General features: G+C 57.0%; 16 protein-coding genes. 6 read left to right on the forward strand and 10 right to left on the reverse strand.

The genetic code is table 11. The features are described from left to right. Positions 1-508 precede the first annotated feature (508 nt). The 4 genes from VMJ32_17320 to VMJ32_17335 form a co-directional block, all read right to left on the reverse strand. Positions 509-1,879 (reverse strand): hypothetical protein, encoded by a 1,371-nt coding sequence (locus VMJ32_17320; protein HTQ40786.1) that lies wholly within the window; start codon positions 1,877-1,879, stop codon positions 509-511. A gap of 65 nt (positions 1,880-1,944) precedes the next feature. Further along, positions 1,945-2,871: a hydroxymethylbilane synthase gene (gene hemC / locus VMJ32_17325; GenBank protein HTQ40787.1), complete on the reverse strand. Its 927-nt coding sequence runs from the start codon at positions 2,869-2,871 to the stop codon at positions 1,945-1,947. Next, positions 2,868-3,770, reverse strand: coding sequence for a DUF502 domain-containing protein (locus VMJ32_17330; GenBank protein ID HTQ40788.1), 903 nt, complete (start codon positions 3,768-3,770; stop codon positions 2,868-2,870). The genes hemC and VMJ32_17330 overlap by 4 nt, the downstream gene beginning before the upstream one ends. 84 nt (positions 3,771-3,854) lie before the next feature. Next, the gene (locus VMJ32_17335; protein HTQ40789.1) at positions 3,855-4,796 is read right to left on the reverse strand and encodes a double zinc ribbon domain-containing protein; all 942 of its coding nucleotides are present in this window, start codon (positions 4,794-4,796) and stop codon (positions 3,855-3,857) included. A 207-nt stretch (positions 4,797-5,003) separates the two neighbouring features. On the opposite strand from VMJ32_17335, the gene VMJ32_17340 reads away from it, so the two are divergent. Both VMJ32_17340 and VMJ32_17345 read left to right on the forward strand, forming a co-directional pair. Further along, positions 5,004-6,146, forward strand: a complete 1,143-nt coding sequence (locus VMJ32_17340) for an LptF/LptG family permease (GenBank protein HTQ40790.1) — start codon at positions 5,004-5,006, stop codon at positions 6,144-6,146. A gap of 118 nt (positions 6,147-6,264) precedes the next feature. Then, on the forward strand, positions 6,265-8,085 hold the full coding sequence (locus VMJ32_17345; GenBank protein ID HTQ40791.1) for an AMP-binding protein: 1,821 nt from the start codon (positions 6,265-6,267) through the stop codon (positions 8,083-8,085). Between the two features lie 74 nt (positions 8,086-8,159). On the opposite strand, the gene VMJ32_17350 is transcribed toward VMJ32_17345, so the two are convergent. From VMJ32_17350 to VMJ32_17360, 3 genes are all read right to left on the reverse strand, one after another. Continuing rightward, a complete protein-coding gene (locus tag VMJ32_17350; protein ID HTQ40792.1) occupies positions 8,160-8,726 on the reverse strand; it encodes an inorganic diphosphatase in 567 nt (188 codons plus the stop codon). A 79-nt stretch (positions 8,727-8,805) separates the two neighbouring features. After that, positions 8,806-10,344, reverse strand: a complete 1,539-nt coding sequence (locus tag VMJ32_17355) for a helicase HerA-like domain-containing protein (protein ID HTQ40793.1) — start codon at positions 10,342-10,344, stop codon at positions 8,806-8,808. 232 nt (positions 10,345-10,576) lie between these two features. After that, positions 10,577-11,764, reverse strand: coding sequence for a hypothetical protein (locus VMJ32_17360; GenBank protein ID HTQ40794.1), 1,188 nt, complete (start codon positions 11,762-11,764; stop codon positions 10,577-10,579). Between the two features lie 496 nt (positions 11,765-12,260). Here VMJ32_17360 and VMJ32_17365 point away from each other — a divergent pair, with 496 nt between their 5' ends. The 4 genes from VMJ32_17365 (at position 12,261) to VMJ32_17380 (ending at position 18,156) form a co-directional block, all read left to right on the forward strand. Next, positions 12,261-14,780, forward strand: coding sequence for a hypothetical protein (locus tag VMJ32_17365; GenBank protein ID HTQ40795.1), 2,520 nt, complete (start codon positions 12,261-12,263; stop codon positions 14,778-14,780). Then, positions 14,764-15,240, forward strand: a complete 477-nt coding sequence (locus VMJ32_17370; protein ID HTQ40796.1) for a hypothetical protein — start codon at positions 14,764-14,766, stop codon at positions 15,238-15,240. Before VMJ32_17365 ends, VMJ32_17370 begins: the two co-directional genes overlap by 17 nt. 207 nt (positions 15,241-15,447) lie before the next feature. Next, positions 15,448-16,584, forward strand: a complete 1,137-nt coding sequence (locus VMJ32_17375; protein ID HTQ40797.1) for a histidine kinase dimerization/phosphoacceptor domain -containing protein — start codon at positions 15,448-15,450, stop codon at positions 16,582-16,584. A 15-nt stretch (positions 16,585-16,599) separates the two neighbouring features. Continuing rightward, on the forward strand, positions 16,600-18,156 hold the full coding sequence (locus tag VMJ32_17380; GenBank protein HTQ40798.1) for a response regulator: 1,557 nt from the start codon (positions 16,600-16,602) through the stop codon (positions 18,154-18,156). Here VMJ32_17380 and VMJ32_17385 read toward each other — a convergent pair. The 3 genes from VMJ32_17385 to VMJ32_17395 form a co-directional block, all read right to left on the reverse strand. Then, positions 18,153-19,268 (reverse strand): acyltransferase, encoded by a 1,116-nt coding sequence (locus VMJ32_17385; protein ID HTQ40799.1) that lies wholly within the window; start codon positions 19,266-19,268, stop codon positions 18,153-18,155. The genes VMJ32_17380 and VMJ32_17385 overlap by 4 nt on opposite strands. A gap of 369 nt (positions 19,269-19,637) precedes the next feature. Next, a complete protein-coding gene (locus VMJ32_17390) occupies positions 19,638-20,249 on the reverse strand; it encodes a hypothetical protein (GenBank protein HTQ40800.1) in 612 nt (203 codons plus the stop codon). Between the two features lie 63 nt (positions 20,250-20,312). Beyond that, positions 20,313-21,062, reverse strand: a complete 750-nt coding sequence (locus VMJ32_17395; protein HTQ40801.1) for a DUF4396 domain-containing protein — start codon at positions 21,060-21,062, stop codon at positions 20,313-20,315.

Below are 21,062 nucleotides of genomic sequence, written 5' to 3' on the forward strand. Positions count from 1 at the left end.
GACACTGCCTTTGTTCTGACACTGCCTTTGTTCTGACACTGCCTTTGTTCTGACACTGCCTTTGTTCTGACACTGCCTTTGTTCTGACACTGCCTTTGTTCTGACACTGCCTACTGAGTCAGAACTGCGGCAAACTGTTATGCGAACTCACCCCGTTTTGGCTACCGGCATTTCTTTGCCGCAACGAGCGTTGCCACAAAGCTTGCCCTGAGATGCCGGTCCGCACTGACCCGCTGCGATCATATCGTTCCAATTAGCTGCGCGACAATAACAGGATTAGTCACTGAGGCGGCGCGCTCGCCTGCGCTTCCGATCATAATCTCGCCGCGTAAAAATGCAAGCGCTGACATGCGACTTTTGTGAGAAGTGTGTTAAGACCGAACCTCAATTCATAAACCGCAAATTTCGCTCGGACCCCGCTCACTTTGCGGAAGACCAGGAACGTCGGGATTCGATGGAGATCAAGCTCTTCAAAGGCGGTTCAGGCCTTATCTAATCATGATTGCCGTTAACTAGCAGTGCCGCCAGGCTTGGCAGGGGTGGAGCCGCCGTTTTGGCCCAGAATTCGCCGCCATTGCCAGGCTCCGGGTTCCAAAATTGCCATCGCCAAAGGCACAGCCAGCAATCGTAACACAAGTGCCAAGCCGAAAATTGCAACGTACGGATTCACTCCGACCCAACCCCAGCGGGCCGGAGCGTCGGCATCGGCAAGCCAATCGAACAAAAATCCCCCGGCCAATGTGGCCAGCGCATGGCAAACGCTGGCCAACGCTTCGTGCGCCCCCACATAGGGCGATTTTTCTTCCGCCGGCGCCAACTTCAGGGCCAAATTTGGCAAGCAGATATTGTGACCTGCGTAAAATGACCACAACGCCCAAGCTCCCAACAGGAGCCACGCGTGCCAGGCCGGCGCCGGCGAGGCGATTAGAAAAAACACCATCGCGACCGAAACCATCCATTGGCAAGCGATCAAGACCGGCCGGTTGCCATAGCGATCGCTGAATGGGCCTGCCCACCGCGACACGCCGATCTGACCCACTTGCATGACGTTTCGCATGATGGTCATGTCGCCCACGCCCAGCAACAACACATTTTTGGGAAACGACTTTTCGGCTGCCTGCGAAATGCCGTTCGCAATCGAAAGTCCAGCCCGAAACGAAAGCAGCCGACGAAATTGCCACTGCCGAAACGGGGTCAGCATCGCACGCCACGGTATGCCGACCAAGCTCGGCACATTGCCTTCCGCGGGCATCAACCATAAGGGAACGAGCGAAGCCAACATGCAGGCTGTGCCCACCGCGTTGGGAATGGCGTAACCAAGCAGCTTCATGCTCGGCACGCTTTTGTAGGCCGCGCTCCAATGATCGGCAAAAAAACCTGCCGCAAGCGCCGTCGGAATGCTGACGCAAAGCTGCACCACTTGTCGCCAGCCGAAATAATTCCCGCGCACTCGCAATGGCGCCAGTTCTGCAAACCAGGACCAGAGCGCAATGTAGCCGATAAAATCGAGCACCTGATAAATACAGACGACGGTAATCAGTAGTGCCAGGGCGATCCCCGGCGGCATACTCGGCGCCAGCCAACCGACCAGCGGCAAACCCAACAACACCAGGTAGCCCGTCCCCAATGCTCCCAGGCAGGTTCGCTTCGTGCTGCCTGAAAAAGCAATGATCGCCGGGGTGAATAACCGCAGCAGCCCTGCCAAGGAGGGTGCGGCCAACAGCAGGCTTAACCCCCGCCCTTTCGCTCCCAAATCCTGAGCCAAATAGGTGACGAGGGCGCCGGTGGTCAGCGCATAACCCAGCGAGTAAACCGCCGCGTTGATCAGTCCCAGCCGCAGTGCTCGGCGGCGCGCAATTGGCGTCAGTCGATTGGCCATGGCTGTGTGAAACCAGATGTGGTTGAATGTCAAAAGCTGGCCGCCGGACTACCTTTAACCACCGGTTACCCTTGCCTCCTGGATTGCTCGATGAGTTTTGCCGCGCCGGCCGCCAACAATTGTTCGGCGGCCTGTCGACCGATTTGAATTGCATCGGCGGCATTGCCCAGCAGGTCGACGCTCAGTCGGTCTGCTCCATCTGCGCTGAGCACGCAGGCCGATAAGTGCAAGCGGCCGTCATCTTCCACGCGTCCCCAAGCGCCGATCGGTGCCAAGCATCCCCCGCGTAACGCGGCTAACAAGGTGCGCTCCGCCAAAACCGATTGATGTGAGGCCAAATCATCAATTTTGGATAAAACATCTCGCGTGGCCTGATCGCTTGAGCGAGCTTCCAAACCCAGCGCTCCTTGACCGACCGCCGAGAGCATCACACGCGGCGACAAGACTTCGGTGATTTGTTCGGCGAAATTCAATCGCTTCAGCCCCGCCTCCGCCAGGACCAACGCCTCGTACTGTCCGGCACGTAGTTTTTGGAGCCGCGTTTCAACATTCGCTCGGATATCGGCCATGTGCAAATCGGGCCGAGCGTGCAGCAATTGGCTTCGCCGCCGCAAGCTCCCAGTGCCCAGCCGCGCCCCCGGCGGCAATTTGAGGAGCGTTTCCCCCTCGCGGCTCACCAACACATCAAAGGGGGATTCCCGTTGCGGTATCGCCGCCAGAATCAAGCCCCTCACCACCTCGGTCGGCAAATCTTTGAGACTGTGGACGGCCACGTCAATGCGCCCATCGAGCAGCCACTTTTGCAGCTCTTTGGTAAACACCCCCTGCACGCCCATGGATTCCAGCGGTGCTTCAGGCTGCTGATCGGCCGGGGTGCTAATCCGGACCACATCGCACTTCGTTCCAATTTCTCCCAAACGCATGGCAACCCAATTGGCTTGCCACATAGCCAACGCACTGCCGCGGGTTCCAATACGAAGCGCTCGATTCATGGATTTTCCGTATCGACGGCCCCCGCCGCTCCCACCGCCAGTTGATGGCTCGGCAATACCACGCCGCAACTGATGATGAACTGAAGCGCCTGGTCGATCGTCATATTCACGTTGTGCGTTTTGCTTTGTGCAATCATCACCGGCTTCACGGTGAACAGCGCGGGCGAAGTGGGCAGCATCACCGTGACGCACGGTTCCTTCACCGCCGCACTAACATCGGTGATCGCTTCCCCCATCACCAGGCCGATGCTCCACAAACCGGGTCGAGGATATTCGATGGCCACGACTCGTTTGTAATGGGCAGGTAAGTTTTCGGCGAGATTCTCGCCGAATACGAAATCGGTGACCTGCTTCACGGCGGCATATACTTTCCGCACCATCGGCAGCCGCAATATGCCCCAATCGAACAGGCCCCCGATTTGCTTCGTCAAAAATTTCCCAAGTACGTAAAGCAACAACACAAATACGCACAAAAACACCGGCACAACCACCTGCGGCTGCAACTGCCGGGCTTCCACATAACGGCGATAGACAGCTTCACCGGTGGCCGGCAGCGGTTCGTCAGGCAGGTTTTGATGCAGCCAGTCGACCACCCTGGACGGCACATACTGGCCGCTAGCAAGCCGGGTATACGTCTGCCCATCGAACAGCAGCGTCGTTTGATTTGGGACCGTGCCCGGCGGTTCCTCGCGCACGTCCGCGGTGGCCCACACCAATACTTCGCGGGCCGCCAGCTTAACCGGCTCCAACACGTAAGTCTGCACGGTATTGGCCACCCATAACAAAATCACGATCGTCAGAATTGGCGGCAGCAGGAGCGACAAGCCGCGCAACAACACGCCGCGAAAAGTGCGCGGCCGGGGACGAAGTCGGCGGGCAACAGGCGGAGCGGTGGACATCAGCTTAATCTACCACAATACACGGGTTTGGAAATTGGAATTGGCCGCGTGACTCGTACTTGGCAGTCGCCAATCACATTTTTCTTACAAGGCATCGTCTCCGATTCCGCGGGCGATAGCTGCCACGGTTACCGCCGCGGCGCCGGCTGTTAGCAGGGTGTGAGCGGCCTCCGCGGCCGTGGCGCCGGTGGTCAATACATCGTCGACTAACAGGACTCGCCGATCCTGGATTTGCCGCCCAGCGCAGACGCGGAACGATTTTCGTTGATGGATGTGCCGCTGGGCGGGCAGCACGTCGACTTGCAAAGGCGTCAGCCGACGCCGCTTCAGCACGCCGGTTTTCAGCGGCAATTTCAGCTGCGCGGCTAAGGCTTCCGCCAGCAAATCGGGTCCGTTCACGCGCCGGCGCAGTCGCCGAAGCCAATGCATGGGAAGCGGTGCCACGATCTCGGGCTTTGATTCCTGTAAATCTGCGCCGCGGCGCTCAAACAGCAAACGGCCCAGTGCTAAAGCCAGCGGTTCGTTTCGAGGCGTTTTGCAGCGAACTATGGCGCGGCTCAAATCTCCCCGATAACGCCCCAAGGCCACCACACGCTCCCAGGGAAATGCTTCCCCAGCGCAATGCTCGCACTCGTCAGCCTCGGCAGCGATTCCTTCCAAAGGCGCGCCACAGCGCAAGCACCAACCACTGACCGGCGGCGCCAGCCGTCGACGACAATCCTGGCACAGCGCTGAATGATTACCGTGCTCCTTGTCCGATCCCGAAGCCATGTCGATATGGCACCACACGCAACGCTTCGGGTAAACCATGTCCGCCACTGCGTTGCCCGATATCGACACCCCGCGATGCCAGGGGCTGCTTGATGCGTTCGCGGGGTCAGAAAGCCTGCGCGTCGATTTCACACGGCACCCATGCGGCGAGAGACGAATCGGAAAAATCTTCGTTCCCAAGTCGACCAAAAGCAATGAATTAATCCAAAACCAATCCACCGACATCATAGCTCGGGCGAATTCGGCTGCAATCATGATGACAGCACCTGATCGGTCTTGACCATTTTTTTGGGACCGGGTATGCGGTACGCGATGGGTAGGGAATTTCCTGCGAAATCGGCGCAAAGCCGCAAACGGATGGAATGTTCCTCGACCGCGAATCGGCCTAGCGGCCCCAGGCCAAACCACCGGACCGCGCCCTCGGGCAACTCACGCCTCACTACTTGCTCCCCATCCGCCCCCATGACCATTCTCGATCGCTATTTGTTGCAGCAGTTTTTGCAAAACTTTTTGATCTGCTTTTGCAGTTTGGCCGGACTGTACATCGTCATCGATGCGTTCGGTTATCTGGACTCTTTCATTCGCGCTGCGGGCGAGCACGGAAGCCTGTGGGCCATCATGGGCGAGTATTATGGCTATCAAACAATCGGCTTTTTTGATCGGACCAGCGGCATCCTGACGCTGGTTGCCGCCATGTTCACCATCTCGCTATTTCAGCGCTACAACGAAATGACCGCACTCCAGGCCGCCGGCATTCGCAAGTGGCGAATTATTAAACCGTTGGTGGCGGCCATCCTCGTGTTCACTGCCCTGGCAGTCGTGAACAGAGAAGTGGTCATCGCCAGTCCAGCAGTCCGTTCGCATTTGAGAACCGGCCTCGCTCAAGACCTCAAGGGCGAAACTGCCGTCGACATGATCCCCCGCACCGACAACAAAACCGGCATCATTCTGCGCGGCAAACAAACCGTGGCCAAGGAGCAGTGCATCGAAAAGCCGGCTTTCGCATTGCCGGCTGAACTCGACGATTACGGTAGGCAGTTGACTGCCGCCAAAGCCTTTTATCAGCCGTGCAACACCGAGCATCCCAACGGATATTTGCTGAAAGGGGTCACGCTCCCGAAATCGATCGCTTCCAAGCCAACGCTCAGTTTAGATGGCGAACCCGTGATTCTGACGCCCCACGATTACCCCTGGCTGGCGCCCGACGATTGCTTCGTCGTCAGCGGCATTACCTTCGAATACTTGGCCGGCGCCGACGATTGGCGGCGAAACGCCTCGCTGCCGGAATTAGTCGCCGGTCTGCACAACCCCAGCCTCAACTTAGGGTCTGACGTGCGTGTGGCCATGCACGCGCGGGTGGTGCAACCGGTTTTAGATGTGGTGTTATTGTTCCTGGGTTTGCCGCTGTTGTTGTCGCGATATAATCGGAACGTGTTTTTCGCCATCGGGCTGTGCGTGGCGCTGGTCGTCGGATTTTATTTGGTGATCTTTGGCTGTCAGTATTTGGGGTCCAACTATTTGATTAACCCATCGCTGGCCGCCTGGCTGCCCCTGATGATTTTTGTGCCGCTGGCCTTTTGGATGAGCGAACCCCTGCGGGAGTAAGTGAAAGCAAAAGGCAAAGTGTAGAATGCAGGGGACGATTGCGGATTACTGATTGCAAATTTCCGATTGCAGACTGGGGAAGCAGGGAGTGCCGAGTGGTTTTTGGGGAGTTGCCGCTATGTCCGGAGCGACGCCGTCGCTATGGCTTCAAGACCTGACAATCCCACAAGTGTTGGAGCACACGGTCCATCGCTTTGGCCAGCGCGATGCGGTGGTCTTTCCACAGCTTGCTCTGCGCTGGAATTATCGGCAATTCTCCGATCAGGTTGACCAGGCGGCAAGAGGCTTGTGCGCACTGGGAATCCGCCGCGGCGAGCATGTCGCCATTTGGGCCACAAATTTGCCCGAGTGGGTCGTACTGCAATTTGCCACCGCTCGGATTGGCGCTGTGTTGGTGACAATCAATCCCGCCTATCGCGCTCACGAGCTGAAATACGTGCTCCGGCAAAGCGACGCCGTCACGCTGGTTTTGACGGACCACTACAAATCGTCCGATTACTTCGCCATGCTTGCGGAAGTTTGCCCGGAGACCATTCATTTAGCCCCCGGCGAGTCGCCGGGGGCGCGCTTGAACTCTGTCGGATTTCCGAATCTGCGCCACGTGATCACGCTCACGGGTAATCCTCCGCCGGCCGCCCTCTCCTGGCAACATCTGCTCGCATTGGGCAACACCGTGCCGCTGGAGCAAGTACGGACCGCCGCGGCGCAACTCAGGCCCACCGATCCGATCAACATCCAATACACCTCGGGCACCACAGGTTTCCCCAAGGCCGCCATGTTAAGCCATCGCAACTTGCTGCTGAATGTTTTCTACAGCGGCCAATGCCAGGCGCTTACGGAGCAGGACCGCATTTGCATTCCCGTGCCGTTTTATCACTGCTTTGGTTGCGTGCTGGGCACGCTGATGGCTGTCACTTATGGAGCCGCCATGGTGGTGCCGGCCCAATCGTTCGAGCCCGCCGCCACGCTGGACGCCATCCAGCAGGAGCGTTGCACGTCGCTATACGGCGTGCCCACAATGTTCATCGCTCAATTGCACGATCCGTCGTTGGCCGGCCGCAATTTGAATTCGCTCCGCACGGGAATTATGGCCGGCAGTCCGTGCCCCATCGAAACCATGCGGGCGGTAGTGAACACGTTGGGTTGCCGCGAAATCACCATTGGTTACGGCCAGACCGAAGCTTCGCCGATCATCACGCAAACCCGGATCGACGACCCGCTGGAATTGCGCGTCGAAACCGTGGGCCGGCCGCTGCCAGGGTTGGAAGTGAAAATTGTTAATACAAATTCGCTTAGCCGCGCGCCGGTAGGCGAGCGCGCTGCAGTTGGCTTGGGCGACAATCAGCCCGGCGAATTGTGCGCCCGCGGCCATTGCGTAATGCTGGGTTATTACAACAATCCCGACGCCACAGCCGAAGCCATCGATTCCGACGGCTGGCTGCACACCGGCGATTTGGCAATTCGACTGCCGGACGGTTACTACAAAATCACCGGCCGCATCAAAGATATGGTGATCCGCGGGGGCGAAAACATTTATCCGCGCGAAATCGAAGAATTTTTGTTCACGCACCCGTCCGTGGAACAGGTCTCCGTAGTGGGCGTGCCCGACGCCAAATTCGGCGAGGAACTGTGCGCGTGGATTAAATTGAAGCCCGGATTTTGTGCCGAGGTGGGTGATGTCGTCGCGATTGGATCGGAACGAGGAACCGCCATCCCACCGTTTAGCCGCGACGCGGAGTCTTCGGAGCGGATCGCTACCATTGTCACCGCCGACCAAATCCGCGACTTCTGCCGCGCGAAACTAGCCAAATACAAAGTCCCTCGGTACGTGAAATTCGTAACGGCGTTTCCGCAAACCGTGACCGGCAAAATTCAAAAATACAAAATCCGCGAGCAAATGCGCGACGAGCTGGGATTAAAAGAGCAGGAAACGGCGTAATCAATCCCCAAGCCGACGCCATGGCGTCGATGACCGACCGCGAGTGGTTACCTGGTACCTCCGATGGCTGGAAATTACAGCCGAAATCCGCTGCTTTTGTAAGAAAGTTCACCGCGGCGGAGGCGGCGGTACATGTCGAGCGCTTCGCGGATAATCTTGATGGCCTCCGGCGGGCCCAAAATATCTTCCACTTCCACGGTTTTGTGTTCCAGCTTTTTGTAATCTTCAAAAAACCGTTTGATTTCCACCAGGGTGTGCTTGGGGAGTTCCGAGCGATCGTTGTATTCCTCCACGGCCGGATCGCAGACGCTGACGGCAATGATTTTATCGTCCAGCCCTTTTTCATCGCGCATCCGCATCACGCCAATGGCCCGAGCGGTAACAATGGTCAGTGGATAAACCGGTTCCTGGCCCAGCACGAGCACGTCGAGCGGGTCGCCATCTTCGCAATGGCTGCGGGGAATGAAGCCGTAATTGGCCGGGTAGTGGACGGCGCTGTAGAGCACGCGGTCAAGGCGCAGCAGGCCGGTTTCCTTGTCGAGCTCGTATTTATTTTTGCTGCCTTGTGGCACCTCGATGACGGCGGGAAAGGCGTGCTCGATTTGATGATCGTCAACGTAAATATCATGCAGGGGATGCATGTGCGAAGTGTAGCACATGCAAGGGCAGGTTGGCGACGGGCGGCAAGACCAGGAGTTGCTAGTTGAAAGCGAAGCTTGTCTATCGCCGCGAGCCGCCGAAGATGCCGCCCAGCACGCCGCGCAAAATTTGCCGGCCGACTTGGCTGCCGACGGTGCGGGCGGTGGATTTGGCCATCGCTTCCACCATTCCTTGTCGGCGGCCGGAACCCCAGAGAATTTCGCTGACCTCGGCGCCAAAACCCGTTGCTTTTCCGGCGGCGGCTTTTCCCGACGCGGCTTTTCCGGCGGATGAATCGCCGGCGGAAGCGGTTCCAGCCGGCGCGGCAGCAGCGGAACCATCGGCCCCGCCTTTGCGCGCGTTCAGCATTTCGTAAGCCGATTCGCGGTTGACGCGGGTATCGTACTTGGTGCCGACGGGGCTGCGGGCGCGGACGGCGTTGCGTTCGTCGGTGGTAATGGCGCCCATGCGGCAGCGCGGGGGACAGATGAGCGTGCGCTCCACGGGCATGGGAATCGCCTGTTCTTGCAATGTGGAAACGAGGGCCTCTCCCACGCCAAGCTGCGAAATGACTTGGGCCACGTCGAGCTTCGGGTTGGGCACAAATGTTTCGGCGGCCGTCTTCACTGCTTTTTGATCGCGCGGCGTGTATGCCCGCAGGGCGTGTTGAACCCGGTTGCCGAGTTGGCCGAGGACTTCGCTGGGCATATCGTCGGGGAATTGCGAGCAGAAGTACACGCCCACGCCTTTGGAGCGAATGAGCCGCACGACTTGCTCTACGCGCTGCAGCAGAGCGGGCGGGGCATCGTTGAACAGCAGGTGTGCTTCGTCGAAAAAGAACACGAGCTTGGGTTTGTCCATGTCGCCGACTTCGGGCAGCGTTTCGAACAGCTCCGAAAGCAGCCACAGCAAAGAGCTGGAGTAGAGCCGTGGTTTGAGAACGAGCTGATCGGCCGCCAGAATGTTGACAATGCCGCGGCCGGTCGTATCGGTGCGCATGATGTCGGCCAGCTCCAGCGCCGGTTCGCCGAAAAAGCTGTCGCCGCCGTCGCGCTCCAGCGTGACCAAGGCGCGCTGAATGGCGGAAATCGACTGCGTGCTGACCAGCCCGTAATGCGTGGAAATATCTTTTTGGTTTTCAGCTACAAAGCCGAGGACCGCCCGCAAGTCGTCCAGATCTAACAGCAGCAGGCCGCGATCGTCGGCCATTTTAAAGACGATTTGCAACACGCCTTCTTGCGTATCGTTCAGTTCGAAAATGCGGGCCAGCAGCGTGGGGCCAATTTCGCTGACGGTGGCGCGGACCGGATGGCCCGACTTGCCGTACAAATCCCAAAACACGACGGGGCTGGCTTCGGGAGCAAAGTTTTGCACGCCGACCTGAGCGGCCCGCTGCGTGAGTTTGTCGCTGGGAGTGCCGGCCAGCGCGACGCCGGAAACATCGCCCTTCACATCGGAAATGAACACGGGGACGCCCATTCGCGAAAAGCCTTCGGCCAGCACTTCCAACGTGATGGTTTTGCCGGTTCCCGTGGCGCCGGCGACCAGGCCGTGGCGATTGCCATATTTGGCCAGCAGAGTGACGGGCTTGTCGCCTTTGCCGATGAGGATATCGCTCATGATTAATTACTCCCGAAGTGTGGAAACTGCCGCGGGCTGCAGTTGCGACCAGATGGATAAGGAAAGAATGCCGAAGAGATCAATTTACCCATCGCGTCTGGGAAAATCGACAACCCGGCGTAGAAAATTGAAGAGTAAAAAAAGCACCAGGACCATCGCGGCGATGGTACCCGCAACCCCGGGGCTTGGCATCGATCGCTAATCTAAATGCATGGGCAGCAAATTCACTCGGTTAATGCGCTTCGCGGAAGATGCCGGTGGCGTACCAAATGCCGTTGGTCCCTTCGCGGATGTCGTAGCCGTAGCTGGCTTGCTTGGCGCTCACGGCTTCCCAATGGCCGGGCGATTGTCGCCAACTATTGACGCAATCGACGCAGGAATCCATCAGGTCTTGGTCAGGCCAACTTTCGGCCACCACTTCCACCGGCGTGCCCGGCTCCCCACGGCCCAACAGCTTGCCGAGAATGCGCTCAAACCGTTCGCCCCAACCTTGGTGTCCCTGCACATGAATTTGAGCCTGATAGTCAGAGTGCGCTGTCGCCTCCGAGAGCAACACCGGATTGTATTCTCCGTTGGTGCTGGCCGGATGTTCTGGATGAATCCGGACCGCGAAAATCATGCTGCGCTGCGTCAGCGTTCCTTCGGGCAAGTTGACCAACGTTTCCACCTGGCTGGGATGAAATCGGTAATACTTGCCGGGCGTGAACGGTAGCGCGCTGACAACATAGCCCCAGTATTCGGTCTTTTCGTGCGCCAGATCAATCACGGCCAGCCCAGGGCCCTTGTGCAATTCGGAAAAAGCACCGTGATCGAGGAGCCGAATGGTTTGCCCTTTGACGGTAATTTGCGCGTCGATGGGGAGCTTGGTGAGCACCATGCCGGATAGTTTTTCGCGTATGGCCGGTTGGTTGAAGGCTTTTTCCACGTTCACGACCGAATCGCCGGCGTTTGCAGCCTCTGATCGTTTTTGGTCTGACGGCCGGTAAAAGTGAATCAGCATCAACTTCTTTTCAGCTTTGGCCTGGTCCATGGCTTGCGAATAGCTATCCAGCCAACTTATCGGAAGCGAAGCAGCGTCGGTTGCCGATGCGGCCTCGACCGCTGCTGGTGCCGCGGTTGCAATGGGCGTCGTAGCCGCAGACGTTGAGGCGCTGCTTGAACCCGACGGAACCGTGCTGGATGCCGACAAAGCAACGGCTACCGCTGATGGAACGGTGCCCGCCGCGGTTGATGCTGCAACCGACGCAGGCGGAGCGGATTCCGTTATTTGGTCAGCTACATTCAATGCCGCTACCACTGGCGGCAGCGGAGCCGGCGGATAGTCGTCCTCAGCATTGGCAATCTGAATAGCCAAGCAAAGGCACATGGCCATCGGAGCCAGTCCAAACCAGCCCCACAAATCGTCGCGTAAAGTCACCATAAACTGCCTCCCTACATTGCAATCCAGGAATAATTGGGTGAACTCTTCGAGCACAACAAAGGCGGGCCAAACTCTGCACTAACCAGCTGCTAGCCAGTGGCTTATCATCAATTTCACTCGAAGGATTGCCGGTGCTGTCAGGCATTGGCAGCAGGGGCATTATGGGCGGGTTCGAGCTTTTCTATTGTGCTAGCGTCCGAAAGGTAATCCGGGACATTAAGGCAGCATGAATAGAATCCGGCAAGGGGGTTAATCAAGCGATTTGAGAAAAATAATCAGACTTTTCCGATTTTTTCCCTTACTGCAAGATGCTCTCTGACCAGGAACGAATTACGCTCAACTGCTTCCATCTGGATTTTTGGCGATCAGATCGAGTGGGATGTTTGTTCTGATTTTTCCAAAGTTGCAAATTAGGGTGTTGGCGTGGCCTGGGATTTCGTGGTATGAATTGACGGCACACACTCTGCCTTGCCCATTTTTGTAAGGAACCGTACGGATGCGATTGCCCACACATTTTCTGGGTGCCATAGCGCTTGGAATTAGCTTGCTGGTTTTATCCCATGTCGCTGCCCAATCTCGTTCGCAGCTAGATGTTCAGGATGCCATTTCCGAACAAGAAACATGGCTCTCTGGTCAAGCCAGCGGGGCGGGCTGGGACAAATATTTGCACACCCAGGAACTCGAACAACAAATCAAGAAAGGCGCCGCGGCCGATCGCGATGCGGTTCGCAGCATTCTAGAAAAATACGAAGCGCACGAGCCCGGCTTGCGGCTGCCGCAATTCCAATCGACACGCAAAGCCCTGACCGCATGGCTCGAGGAGCTTTCGCAACCCAAAGCGGCCGACTTACCAGCCCTGGCTCGAGCGGCCAAAGCCGACTACAAGCCGGTCGATAAAGCGGATGTTATGGAACACCAAGTGGCATTGGATGCGGCCGTGCGGCGCTTGGATCGTTACTTGAAAGCCTCCGGTCCCAACGGCGAAGCTTGGCGCAAGTTCCTCAACTTGGACGACTTGCAGACTCAGTTGAGAAAAGACTTGAACGCCGATCCCAAAGTCCTGGATGCACTGGCCGATCATTACACCTCCGGGTATTCGGGATTGGAACTACCTCAATTTCGCGGCGTGACCGGCACGTTGCGACCGTTCGCCGATTTGTTGGCGGCTTATCAAAATGCACAAGCTCGTGAGGACTTTGATAAAAACTTGGACGCCTTGGCGGCTAGTTTGGAAACAGCGGTGAAAGATCCGGCCAAACTCGATCGGCAACAATTGGGCGATTTGCTCAACCGAATCGCCGCTTCGGGACAGGTGCCGGCATTGGTCTCCGCGGTTCGCAGTCAGTTCTCGCAATCGAATTTGCTCGTCCAAGTTTCCAGCAATATCGTGGTGGCCGGCATCAATGATGATGTCGATGAACAAACCCCCATCAAAGACGAGATCTTAGGAACCGATGTCGTCGGCAAAGGACACACCACGGGGCAAGTGCGGGCGGAACTCGTGCCCAATCGCGACAAAGCCGTCGTCGAAATTGGTCTCACAGGCCAAACACAATCCAAAACCGTCGGCTATCACGGCATCGTTACCGTCTTCAGTCACGGCACGACGCAATTGTCTGGAAAAAACCGTGTTGAGTTTGACGAAGCCGCTTTCACCGCCGATCCGGCCAGCGCCCAGTGTTGCACCAATAACGATATCGATGGCATCGATGTTTGCGCCGGCGCCCTGATCACGCACCTGGCTACCAAACGCGTTTACGCCAGCAAATGCGAAGCGCAAGCCATTGCGGGCGAACATGCGGAAGCTCGGCTGGAAAATCGCATGGACAGCCGCACAGGAACTATGTTGGGCAATTTGAATCGTTCGTTCGATGACAAATTCCGAAACCCGCTCACACGGCGCGGGGCGTTTCCGCAACAGCTTTCGTTCAGCACCACCAGCGATTGGCTGAATGTGGTGGGCTTGCAAGCCCGCGCTGACGAATTGGGGGCGACTACTCCGCCGCCCGACGCCGCCGCCGACACGCAACTTTCGCTGCGGTTGCATGAATCACTGGTCGATAATTTAACCGCCGCGGTGGAAGCAGGCCGAGAAGTTCGCTCCCTCGCCTATCGCCGGTCGGTGCGCGATGCCGCTAGTATGCGGTATGAACAGTCTGAGTTTAATGACTATTTGCAGTGCCTCGCCGAATCCGCCGCTCCAACCGATCATCGCGACAATTCGCTGGTGGTGCCGCTCGATCAATTCCAATCGTTGATGAAAGATCGAAATGGCCTCACCGTGACCCAGGCTGATTACGATGCGCTGACCAGTGCTGTTTACAACGCCACCCTCACGCAAGCACAGTTCGACCGGTATTTGGCGGGCTTGTCGCGAGAATCGGTTTCCTACGCCGACGTCATGAAGTTTTTAGCCGATGTGAAACGAGGCGACGCGCAGGTCAATTACAGCGGCATGACCTTCGCCGACGAGCAGCCGGTCGAGATTCAATTTCGCGATGGCACGGCCCGTTTGACGTTGCACATCAAATCCACCACGCAGCCCAATTTGGATTCCAACGGCAAGCGGGTGGTCAATCCGTATCCGGCCGAAATTTTCGTGACTTACAAGCTCACGCTGGAAAATGGCGTGGCCAAGGTCACTCGAATCGACAACGAATTCGGCGTGAAACCGCTGCCAACGCCGGGCGAATCCGAGGCTAATCTTTCGCTCCGCGAAAAAACTCGCCGCAGCACGCTGCTGACCAAAACGCTGCCACGGCGATTCTTTGGCGTGGGCGAAGCGCCCAGCGATGACACCGAACCCGCCGCCGAACCCATTTTTCCCCAGCAATTAAAATCCGAAGGCTTAACTCTTAAGGGTCGTTGGGCCAAGCTGGGCCAACTCGCCTGGACGCAGTTGGTGACTAAGGATGGTTGGCTCGCCGTCGGCTGGACCGTGCCGGCGCAAGGCGCTACTGCGGAGCAGGCGCAGCCCGCGCGGAGTTTAGCATTGAACCATGCAGCGTTACGTTGAAATTACGTTCGATTGTTTGCCGTTGCGTTCCATATCGCGGCTGGAAATTCCGCTCGATGCTTCGCCCCGTTACCGTCAACGGTGCGAGAACATCAAGGCGGCTATGGAAACGCACGGCTCACATAATTCCTACTATGTTTACAACGCTCATTGCGTTTTCCATTTAACAAATTCGGCGGACGAAGGCATGCTGGAATTCAGCTTCGAAGGCACCGTGCTTACCGACGAAGCCGATCAACAGGCCGCTCACGCCCATCTGCAAGTCAAATTGGAACGCGAAACTTGCGAATGGCTCACCGAACCTGTCGTGGCCTGGTTCAAAGACACGGTGCCCCGCGCCCTGATGGTGGAGTTCAATCGTTACATCGCCGCCGGCGATTTGGAACAGGCGAAAAAGCGGATTGCCGCGCTGCAAGCCAAAGCTGACCAATCGGGCGGCTACATGGGGATGTATTTGTAACGCAGTGGCCGATTGATGTGGCAACTGCGTCGATGGCAAACCCAGCGAACTCATCTGCGGCGAAATGCGTATAGTGCAATGAGGGGCTTATAATACGCGCAAAGCGGGCGAACGTTTCGATTTTTGCAGCTAACGCCGAAAACCCGCACGGAACGCAAATCTTTTCCTACTAAGCCAGTTCCGGGCTTGGCAGCGCCAAGGTGTTTTATGCCCCGGTTCCCCCGCGATGTGACTGGGTACATTCAGAAACATCGGTTTCTGGCGTATTCGATCAGCGTGCTCAGCGTGGCGGTTGCCTCGGCGGTGACATTTTATGTGGAACCGCTGCACGAAGCCCCGACAGATTTATACTTTGCGGCGATTGTAGTCACGGCCTGGCTGTGTGGAAAGTGGCCGGCGATATTGGCGACGGCGCTGTCGACATTGGCGGTAGATTATTTCATCATTCCGCCCATTTTTTCGATTTTGCTGGACTTTGCCGATTTAACGCGGTTTGTAATTTTCGCCTCGGTGGCGCTTTCGATTTGCTACTTGCAAGACCGTTACAAGCAGGCTGCAAATCGGCTGCGCGAAGCAAACGACGTGCTGGAGGCACGGGTCCAGGAGCGCACCGCCACCTTAGCCACCGCAAACGAAGCGCTGCTTAACGAGATCAAAGAGCGGCAAGCCGCGGAGGACGCGTTGATCCAGTCGGAGGCCAACCTGCGGCTGGCACTGGGCAGCACGGAATTGTCGCTCAAGGAAAAAGAAGTGCTCAATCGCGAATTGAATCATCGGGTAAAAAACAATCTGCAGATCATCAGCAGTCTGCTCAGCATTCAATCCAGCAAAATTCAAGGCCGGGAAAATCAGGAGATTTTTAAGGAATGCCAGCACCGCATCCGCGCGATTGCGCTCGTCCATCAACGGTTGTGCGGCGCCGCGAATTTGACGAGCATCGATATCTCCGATTATTTCGGCAAGCTTGTGCAGGAGCTGTTCCGGTCCTACTACGTGGGGCGTGGCCAGGTTACGCCACATGTCACGGTTGAGGCCCTGGCACTGGGCATCGATCGGCTGGTGCCCTGCGCGCTGATTGTCAACGAGTTGGTTTGCAACGCTTTTAAGTATGCATTTCCTGACGGTAAATCGGGCGAAGTGAGCGTGGAACTTCGTCGAGCCGACGATCGCATCAGCCTCTCGGTTCGAGACAACGGCATTGGCTTTTCTCCAAAACAAGCGCCTCAGCGCTCCAGTGTCGGGCTGCAAATTGTGCGGGCCCTGGTCGATCAGCTTTCCGGTGAATTGCAATGGACCAATGGCTGTGGCACCGGCGCCACCGTTACTTTTCCAGAAATAAATTAAAAGGAGCTTGCTGTCATGTCGGCGACACAAATTCTTGTGGTTGAAGACGAGCGTCTTGTCGCCACGGCGATTCAAAATGAGTTGGAGCAGTTCGGTTACGAAGTATCCGGCATCGCCTCCTCGGCCCGCGAAGCCGTGGAAAAAGCCTTGGAGAATAAACCGGACCTGGTGCTGATGGATATTCACCTGCAGGGAGAACTCGACGGCATCGAGGCCGCCCGAAAAATCCGCTCTTATTGCGGCGTTCCCATCGTTTATCTTTCGGCCTTTTCCGATCTGGAAACGGTCGCCCGCGCTGGAGAAACCCAAGCTTTCGGATACTTGCTGAAACCTTACGAGGAGCAAGAACTGCACACGACCATTGAAATGGCGATCGCCAAGCATCGAGTGGAGCAAAAGTTGGAAGAAACAGAGCGGTGGCTGGCCGCCGTTCACAATAGCATTGGCGATGCGGTTATCACAATCGATCCGGAGCAGCATGTCCGGATGATGAACGCCGCTGGTGAATCGCTGACCGATTGGGAGAAAGATCAGGCGGCGGGCGTGCCGGTGATGACGGTTTGTAAAATCACTGTTGGCGATCAGGCGGCGCCGCTACAAGCGCTGATTGATTTAGTTTCTCGGGAAAACCGCGCGGAAGATTTGCCGGCGGGGTGCAGCATTGTTTCGCGCAAAGGCCGCGTCACGCCGGTGGAGGGAACGCTGTCGGCCATTTTCGATTCGCGAGGCGATTTTCTCGGAATCGCCCTGGTGCTGCGCGATATCAGCGTTCGTTTGGAATTCGAAGCGCTGCGGCGGGAAAACGAAGAAAAGTTGCGCCGCCAGCAAAAAATGGAAACCCTCAGCCGGTTGGCCGGGGGATTGTCGCAAAAATTGAACAGCTTGTTGACCTCTGTCATGGGCAACACGTCGCTGGCTTTGGCCATGACGTCGCGGAAGTCCGAAAGACGCGAACTGCTGGAGCGCGTCGAAGCGGCGGCCCAACATGCCGTGGAGCTGGTTCAACGGCTGCAAATGTTTTCGTACGCGGGCCGCAGCACCGGCAAAATCCAGCCGCTCGATTTGGAAGAGTTGGCCACGAATTGCTTGAAGGAAATCGATGCCCGCACCGATGCACGGATTTCGTTCGACTTGAGTTCTGATCCTCAGCTTTGGGCAGTGGACGGGGACGAGCTGTTGTTGGGGCAGGCTATTTTCGAACTGGTTTTGAATGCCGAGGATGCCGTGCCGCGAGAGGGCGAAGTGTGGGTGGAACTGGAAAATGTCGAAATCAATTGCGGCGAGTTGTCGAGCCATCCTGAAGGACGTGTTGGGCAATTCGTTCGTGTTCGGATTAGCGATACCGGAGCGGGAATGAAGCCGGCGGTCCGTGCGCAGATTTCCGAGCCGGGCTTCACCACCAAAGCGGAAGGACGGCCGACGGGGCTAGGGTTGGCGTTGGTGTTCGCCGTGATCGAGCAGCACCGGGGTTGGATAGAGTGCGCGAGGCATGCGGGGCGAGGCACTCGATTCGATTTGTATTTGCCAAGACAGAGGGCGGAATCGTCAGCGGAAACCACGCCCAGCCGTTAGGCGAATCTGCGGCTGAATCGCGAGGCCGATTCTTCCACGAGCCGGTAAAATCCCGCCGCCGCGATCAGGCTCGCCGCAAATGCAATGGCTAATCCGCATACCGTTTGCGAGGGTGAATCCCACTCCAGCCGAATCCATAAAGAGGCCACGATTAGGAACACAGGAAAGTGAATCAGAAACAAACTGTAGGACATTCGGCCCACTTTGTTAATCATCCCGCTCGTCGACCACCGTTGCCGGATGCCTCGCGACTCGCTGAAATAGAGCAGCAACGCCACGCCCAGCGAGGTTACCAGCCGCCAGCGCCACTGGAACGCAATCGCGGCCGCCATCAGCAAAATGTACCACGAAAACCACTTTCGCCCAGATTCGCTCTGGATGGCCAGCTGTGCCAATATGCCCAAAAAGAATTCGGAGAAAAAATAAACGCACCACACGCTCCACCGCTCGTCGAGATTAAAAAAGAATAAAGACGCAACAGACAAAATCATTCCGACAGTTAACGGCACGTCCACCCACCAGACATTCGACGGAACGCTCAGCCGGTAAGACAACGAGTCACGCATCCAAAGCATCAAGGCGTAAACCAGGCCCAATTGAAAATTGATGCATACAAACCATAATCCCGCCGATAGCGAACCGTACCCCAATATGTCTTGCAAAAACACCGTATGGGCCAACACTTGAGGCAGTGTCGGCGGCGGGCCGATCAATTCGTCCGAAAGCAAACCACGCCCCACGGCGCATGCCCCAATCGCCAGCAAAATCACCGCCAAATAGGGCAATCCCAACCGGCAATAGCGGTACGCGATGAAACTGCCCACTTTCACCCCGTTCCAATGTCGGTGGGCCATGCTTCGGGCCATCACAAAACCGCCGATGACAAAAAACACTTGCGCCGCGCGGGCATGATTGTTCAGCCAACTGAATGCATTGCCCAGCACCGGTTGGGATGATTCTGAAAGCGGCCAATACTGCGCGAAATGGTGCCACGCAATCGTGGTGGCCGCTACGGCACGCAGGGCATCGATCAGTAAAATTCTGGATCGAACTCCGGCCTCTGCCCTAACCACCGGGCGCGCAGCAACGCCCTCTAACGCAACGGTAGACATGCATGTTTCCTTACGCCAAAGCTGAACCGGAAAAGAATGCGGTTCGAAAGAATTTTCCTGAGAAGAGCAATCCAAAGAATGGGCGCAAGGGCGTGAGGCTGATTATGAATTGGATCGATTTAAGCGTCAAGAGCCTCAACCAAAATCACTCCTGACAAGACGAAATGGGAACAATTGGTAAAATTTGCGGGCCAATGGTTTTGCAAAGCATGATGGCGTCGAGGCAACCGATCGTCAGGAAGGAACTGTTTGCATGGTTCATCGGTTTTGCTGCCGCTCAATTTGCAAATCAGCAAAAAACGAGTGCGGCTTTCCAATCGTTGGACGACGGCCACCGCTTGCTAAGCGTGCTTGAATGGAGCCGCAGCCTCAGGCAGGTGGGGCGGCATTCGCCGGTGGCGACGTCAAACGTCGGCGTCCCATCAGGCGTCGGCCTTGAAATGCAATGCCGATGACGGCCAGAACCAAAAACGCAATGGGCATCGTGCGATTGTCAAGCTTCGTTTGAAACGGCGTCAGAATGGCCGCGGCTCCCGCCAGGCTGGAAAGCACGATGATGGCCCAATCCATCACCATAACAGCTACAATCGCGCCGATAATCCCGCCCACGATCATCCATAAGTGCGGATCGCCGCCGGCGTGCAACCGCGCCGCTAGCGCCAGGGCGAAATATCCTCCGGCAAAAAATCCCGCTATCGCAAACGCCAGCCGCTCGATCAGTATGCCCAATACCGCGCCCAGTATGCCCGCCCCAATGGCCGCCAGGATTTGAATCCACTCCGGCTTATCGGCCAGCCATTCCTGCGCCAGTGCCATGCCTAGCAGAAATCCGACGATGGCAATGAAGCCCCAAAACAGCGATCGCCCAAATAACAACACCACCACGCCCAGTAACACTAGTACCACCGGCGGCAGCGCGTTGAGTGCGTTAGGATCAAGATTGATGTTCAAGCCCTGTAGGTTTGGGATATTTTGCGGCATGGTCCAATTACTCCCAAATGATTTTGTAGAACCGTTGCTCGATTGAGCAATTTCTCTTCCCCTTTACATCGCTTCTTTAATTCCGCGGCTCACCAACCACCATGTTACCGGATAACTTGTCAAAAAGCCTGCGCACATCGCAATTTGCATCATGAACCAAAATACCGGGTCGGTCTTAGACAGATCGTGCCCCACAATTCCAAAAATGATGCTGGCCATCCACCCGTACATCCCCACCTGCCACGCGGTGAGGGACAGCGAATCGATCTTTATCGCCGTCAAAAGCGCCTGTGCGGAGGTCAGGTTTTTCATCGGCTTTATGGTGAGGTACTGGAACGCGATGCCGAAGATAAATGCCAAGATGTAATCCACCACCCAGGCCGCGAAGATCGGCTTGCCAAACAACGTGAGGGGCACAAAGTATAGAAATGTTTCCGCGATCATGTCGCCCACCGTGCAGCCGCTGCCGCAGTGCGTGGTAGCCACGGCTACCGATTGCCACTTCGGACGCCACATGCTGGGCATTTTGGCAAGGGGCATTGCGCTAAACTGCGGTGGCATTCCAGACATGCTGTCCTTGCCCGGCGCGCCGTGTTGCATGTTTGCCATACTCCCCCGGCTCCCGCTGCGGCCGATGCGCATATAGGCCCACAGCGCCAGCGGGCCCCCGTACAGGGCCGTGATCGGCCAGACCAGGTTCATGATGGCCATGGGTTGGCGATGCCCGGTGAGTAAATCGATCGCTATCACCACGGCGCACACGCCGGCCAACACCAGCGAAATCACCGACACCACGCTGAGCCAAACTGGCAT

This window comes from Pirellulales bacterium, assembly GCA_035499655.1.
GTDB lineage: Bacteria > Planctomycetota > Planctomycetia > Pirellulales > JADZDJ01 > DATJYL01.

What these genes read in the sequence shown, in the direction of transcription:
- VMJ32_17320 (HTQ40786.1), bottom strand. Translation starts at nt 1,879, where the DNA reads ATGGCCAATCGACTGACGCCAATTGCGCGCCGCCGAGCACTGCGGCTG.
- hemC (HTQ40787.1), bottom strand. Translation starts at nt 2,871, where the DNA reads ATGAATCGAGCGCTTCGTATTGGAACCCGCGGCAGTGCGTTGGCTATG.
- VMJ32_17330 (HTQ40788.1), bottom strand. Translation starts at nt 3,770, where the DNA reads ATGTCCACCGCTCCGCCTGTTGCCCGCCGACTTCGTCCCCGGCCGCGC.
- VMJ32_17335 (HTQ40789.1), bottom strand. Translation starts at nt 4,796, where the DNA reads ATGATTGCAGCCGAATTCGCCCGAGCTATGATGTCGGTGGATTGGTTT.
- VMJ32_17340 (HTQ40790.1), top strand. Translation starts at nt 5,004, where the DNA reads ATGACCATTCTCGATCGCTATTTGTTGCAGCAGTTTTTGCAAAACTTT.
- VMJ32_17345 (HTQ40791.1), top strand. Translation starts at nt 6,265, where the DNA reads ATGTCCGGAGCGACGCCGTCGCTATGGCTTCAAGACCTGACAATCCCA.
- VMJ32_17350 (HTQ40792.1), bottom strand. Translation starts at nt 8,726, where the DNA reads ATGCATCCCCTGCATGATATTTACGTTGACGATCATCAAATCGAGCAC.
- VMJ32_17355 (HTQ40793.1), bottom strand. Translation starts at nt 10,344, where the DNA reads ATGAGCGATATCCTCATCGGCAAAGGCGACAAGCCCGTCACTCTGCTG.
- VMJ32_17360 (HTQ40794.1), bottom strand. Translation starts at nt 11,764, where the DNA reads ATGGTGACTTTACGCGACGATTTGTGGGGCTGGTTTGGACTGGCTCCG.
- VMJ32_17365 (HTQ40795.1), top strand. Translation starts at nt 12,261, where the DNA reads ATGCGATTGCCCACACATTTTCTGGGTGCCATAGCGCTTGGAATTAGC.
- VMJ32_17370 (HTQ40796.1), top strand. Translation starts at nt 14,764, where the DNA reads ATGCAGCGTTACGTTGAAATTACGTTCGATTGTTTGCCGTTGCGTTCC.
- VMJ32_17375 (HTQ40797.1), top strand. Translation starts at nt 15,448, where the DNA reads ATGCCCCGGTTCCCCCGCGATGTGACTGGGTACATTCAGAAACATCGG.
- VMJ32_17380 (HTQ40798.1), top strand. Translation starts at nt 16,600, where the DNA reads ATGTCGGCGACACAAATTCTTGTGGTTGAAGACGAGCGTCTTGTCGCC.
- VMJ32_17385 (HTQ40799.1), bottom strand. Translation starts at nt 19,268, where the DNA reads ATGTCTACCGTTGCGTTAGAGGGCGTTGCTGCGCGCCCGGTGGTTAGG.
- VMJ32_17390 (HTQ40800.1), bottom strand. Translation starts at nt 20,249, where the DNA reads ATGCCGCAAAATATCCCAAACCTACAGGGCTTGAACATCAATCTTGAT.
- VMJ32_17395 (HTQ40801.1), bottom strand. Translation starts at nt 21,062, where the DNA reads ATGCCAGTTTGGCTCAGCGTGGTGTCGGTGATTTCGCTGGTGTTGGCC.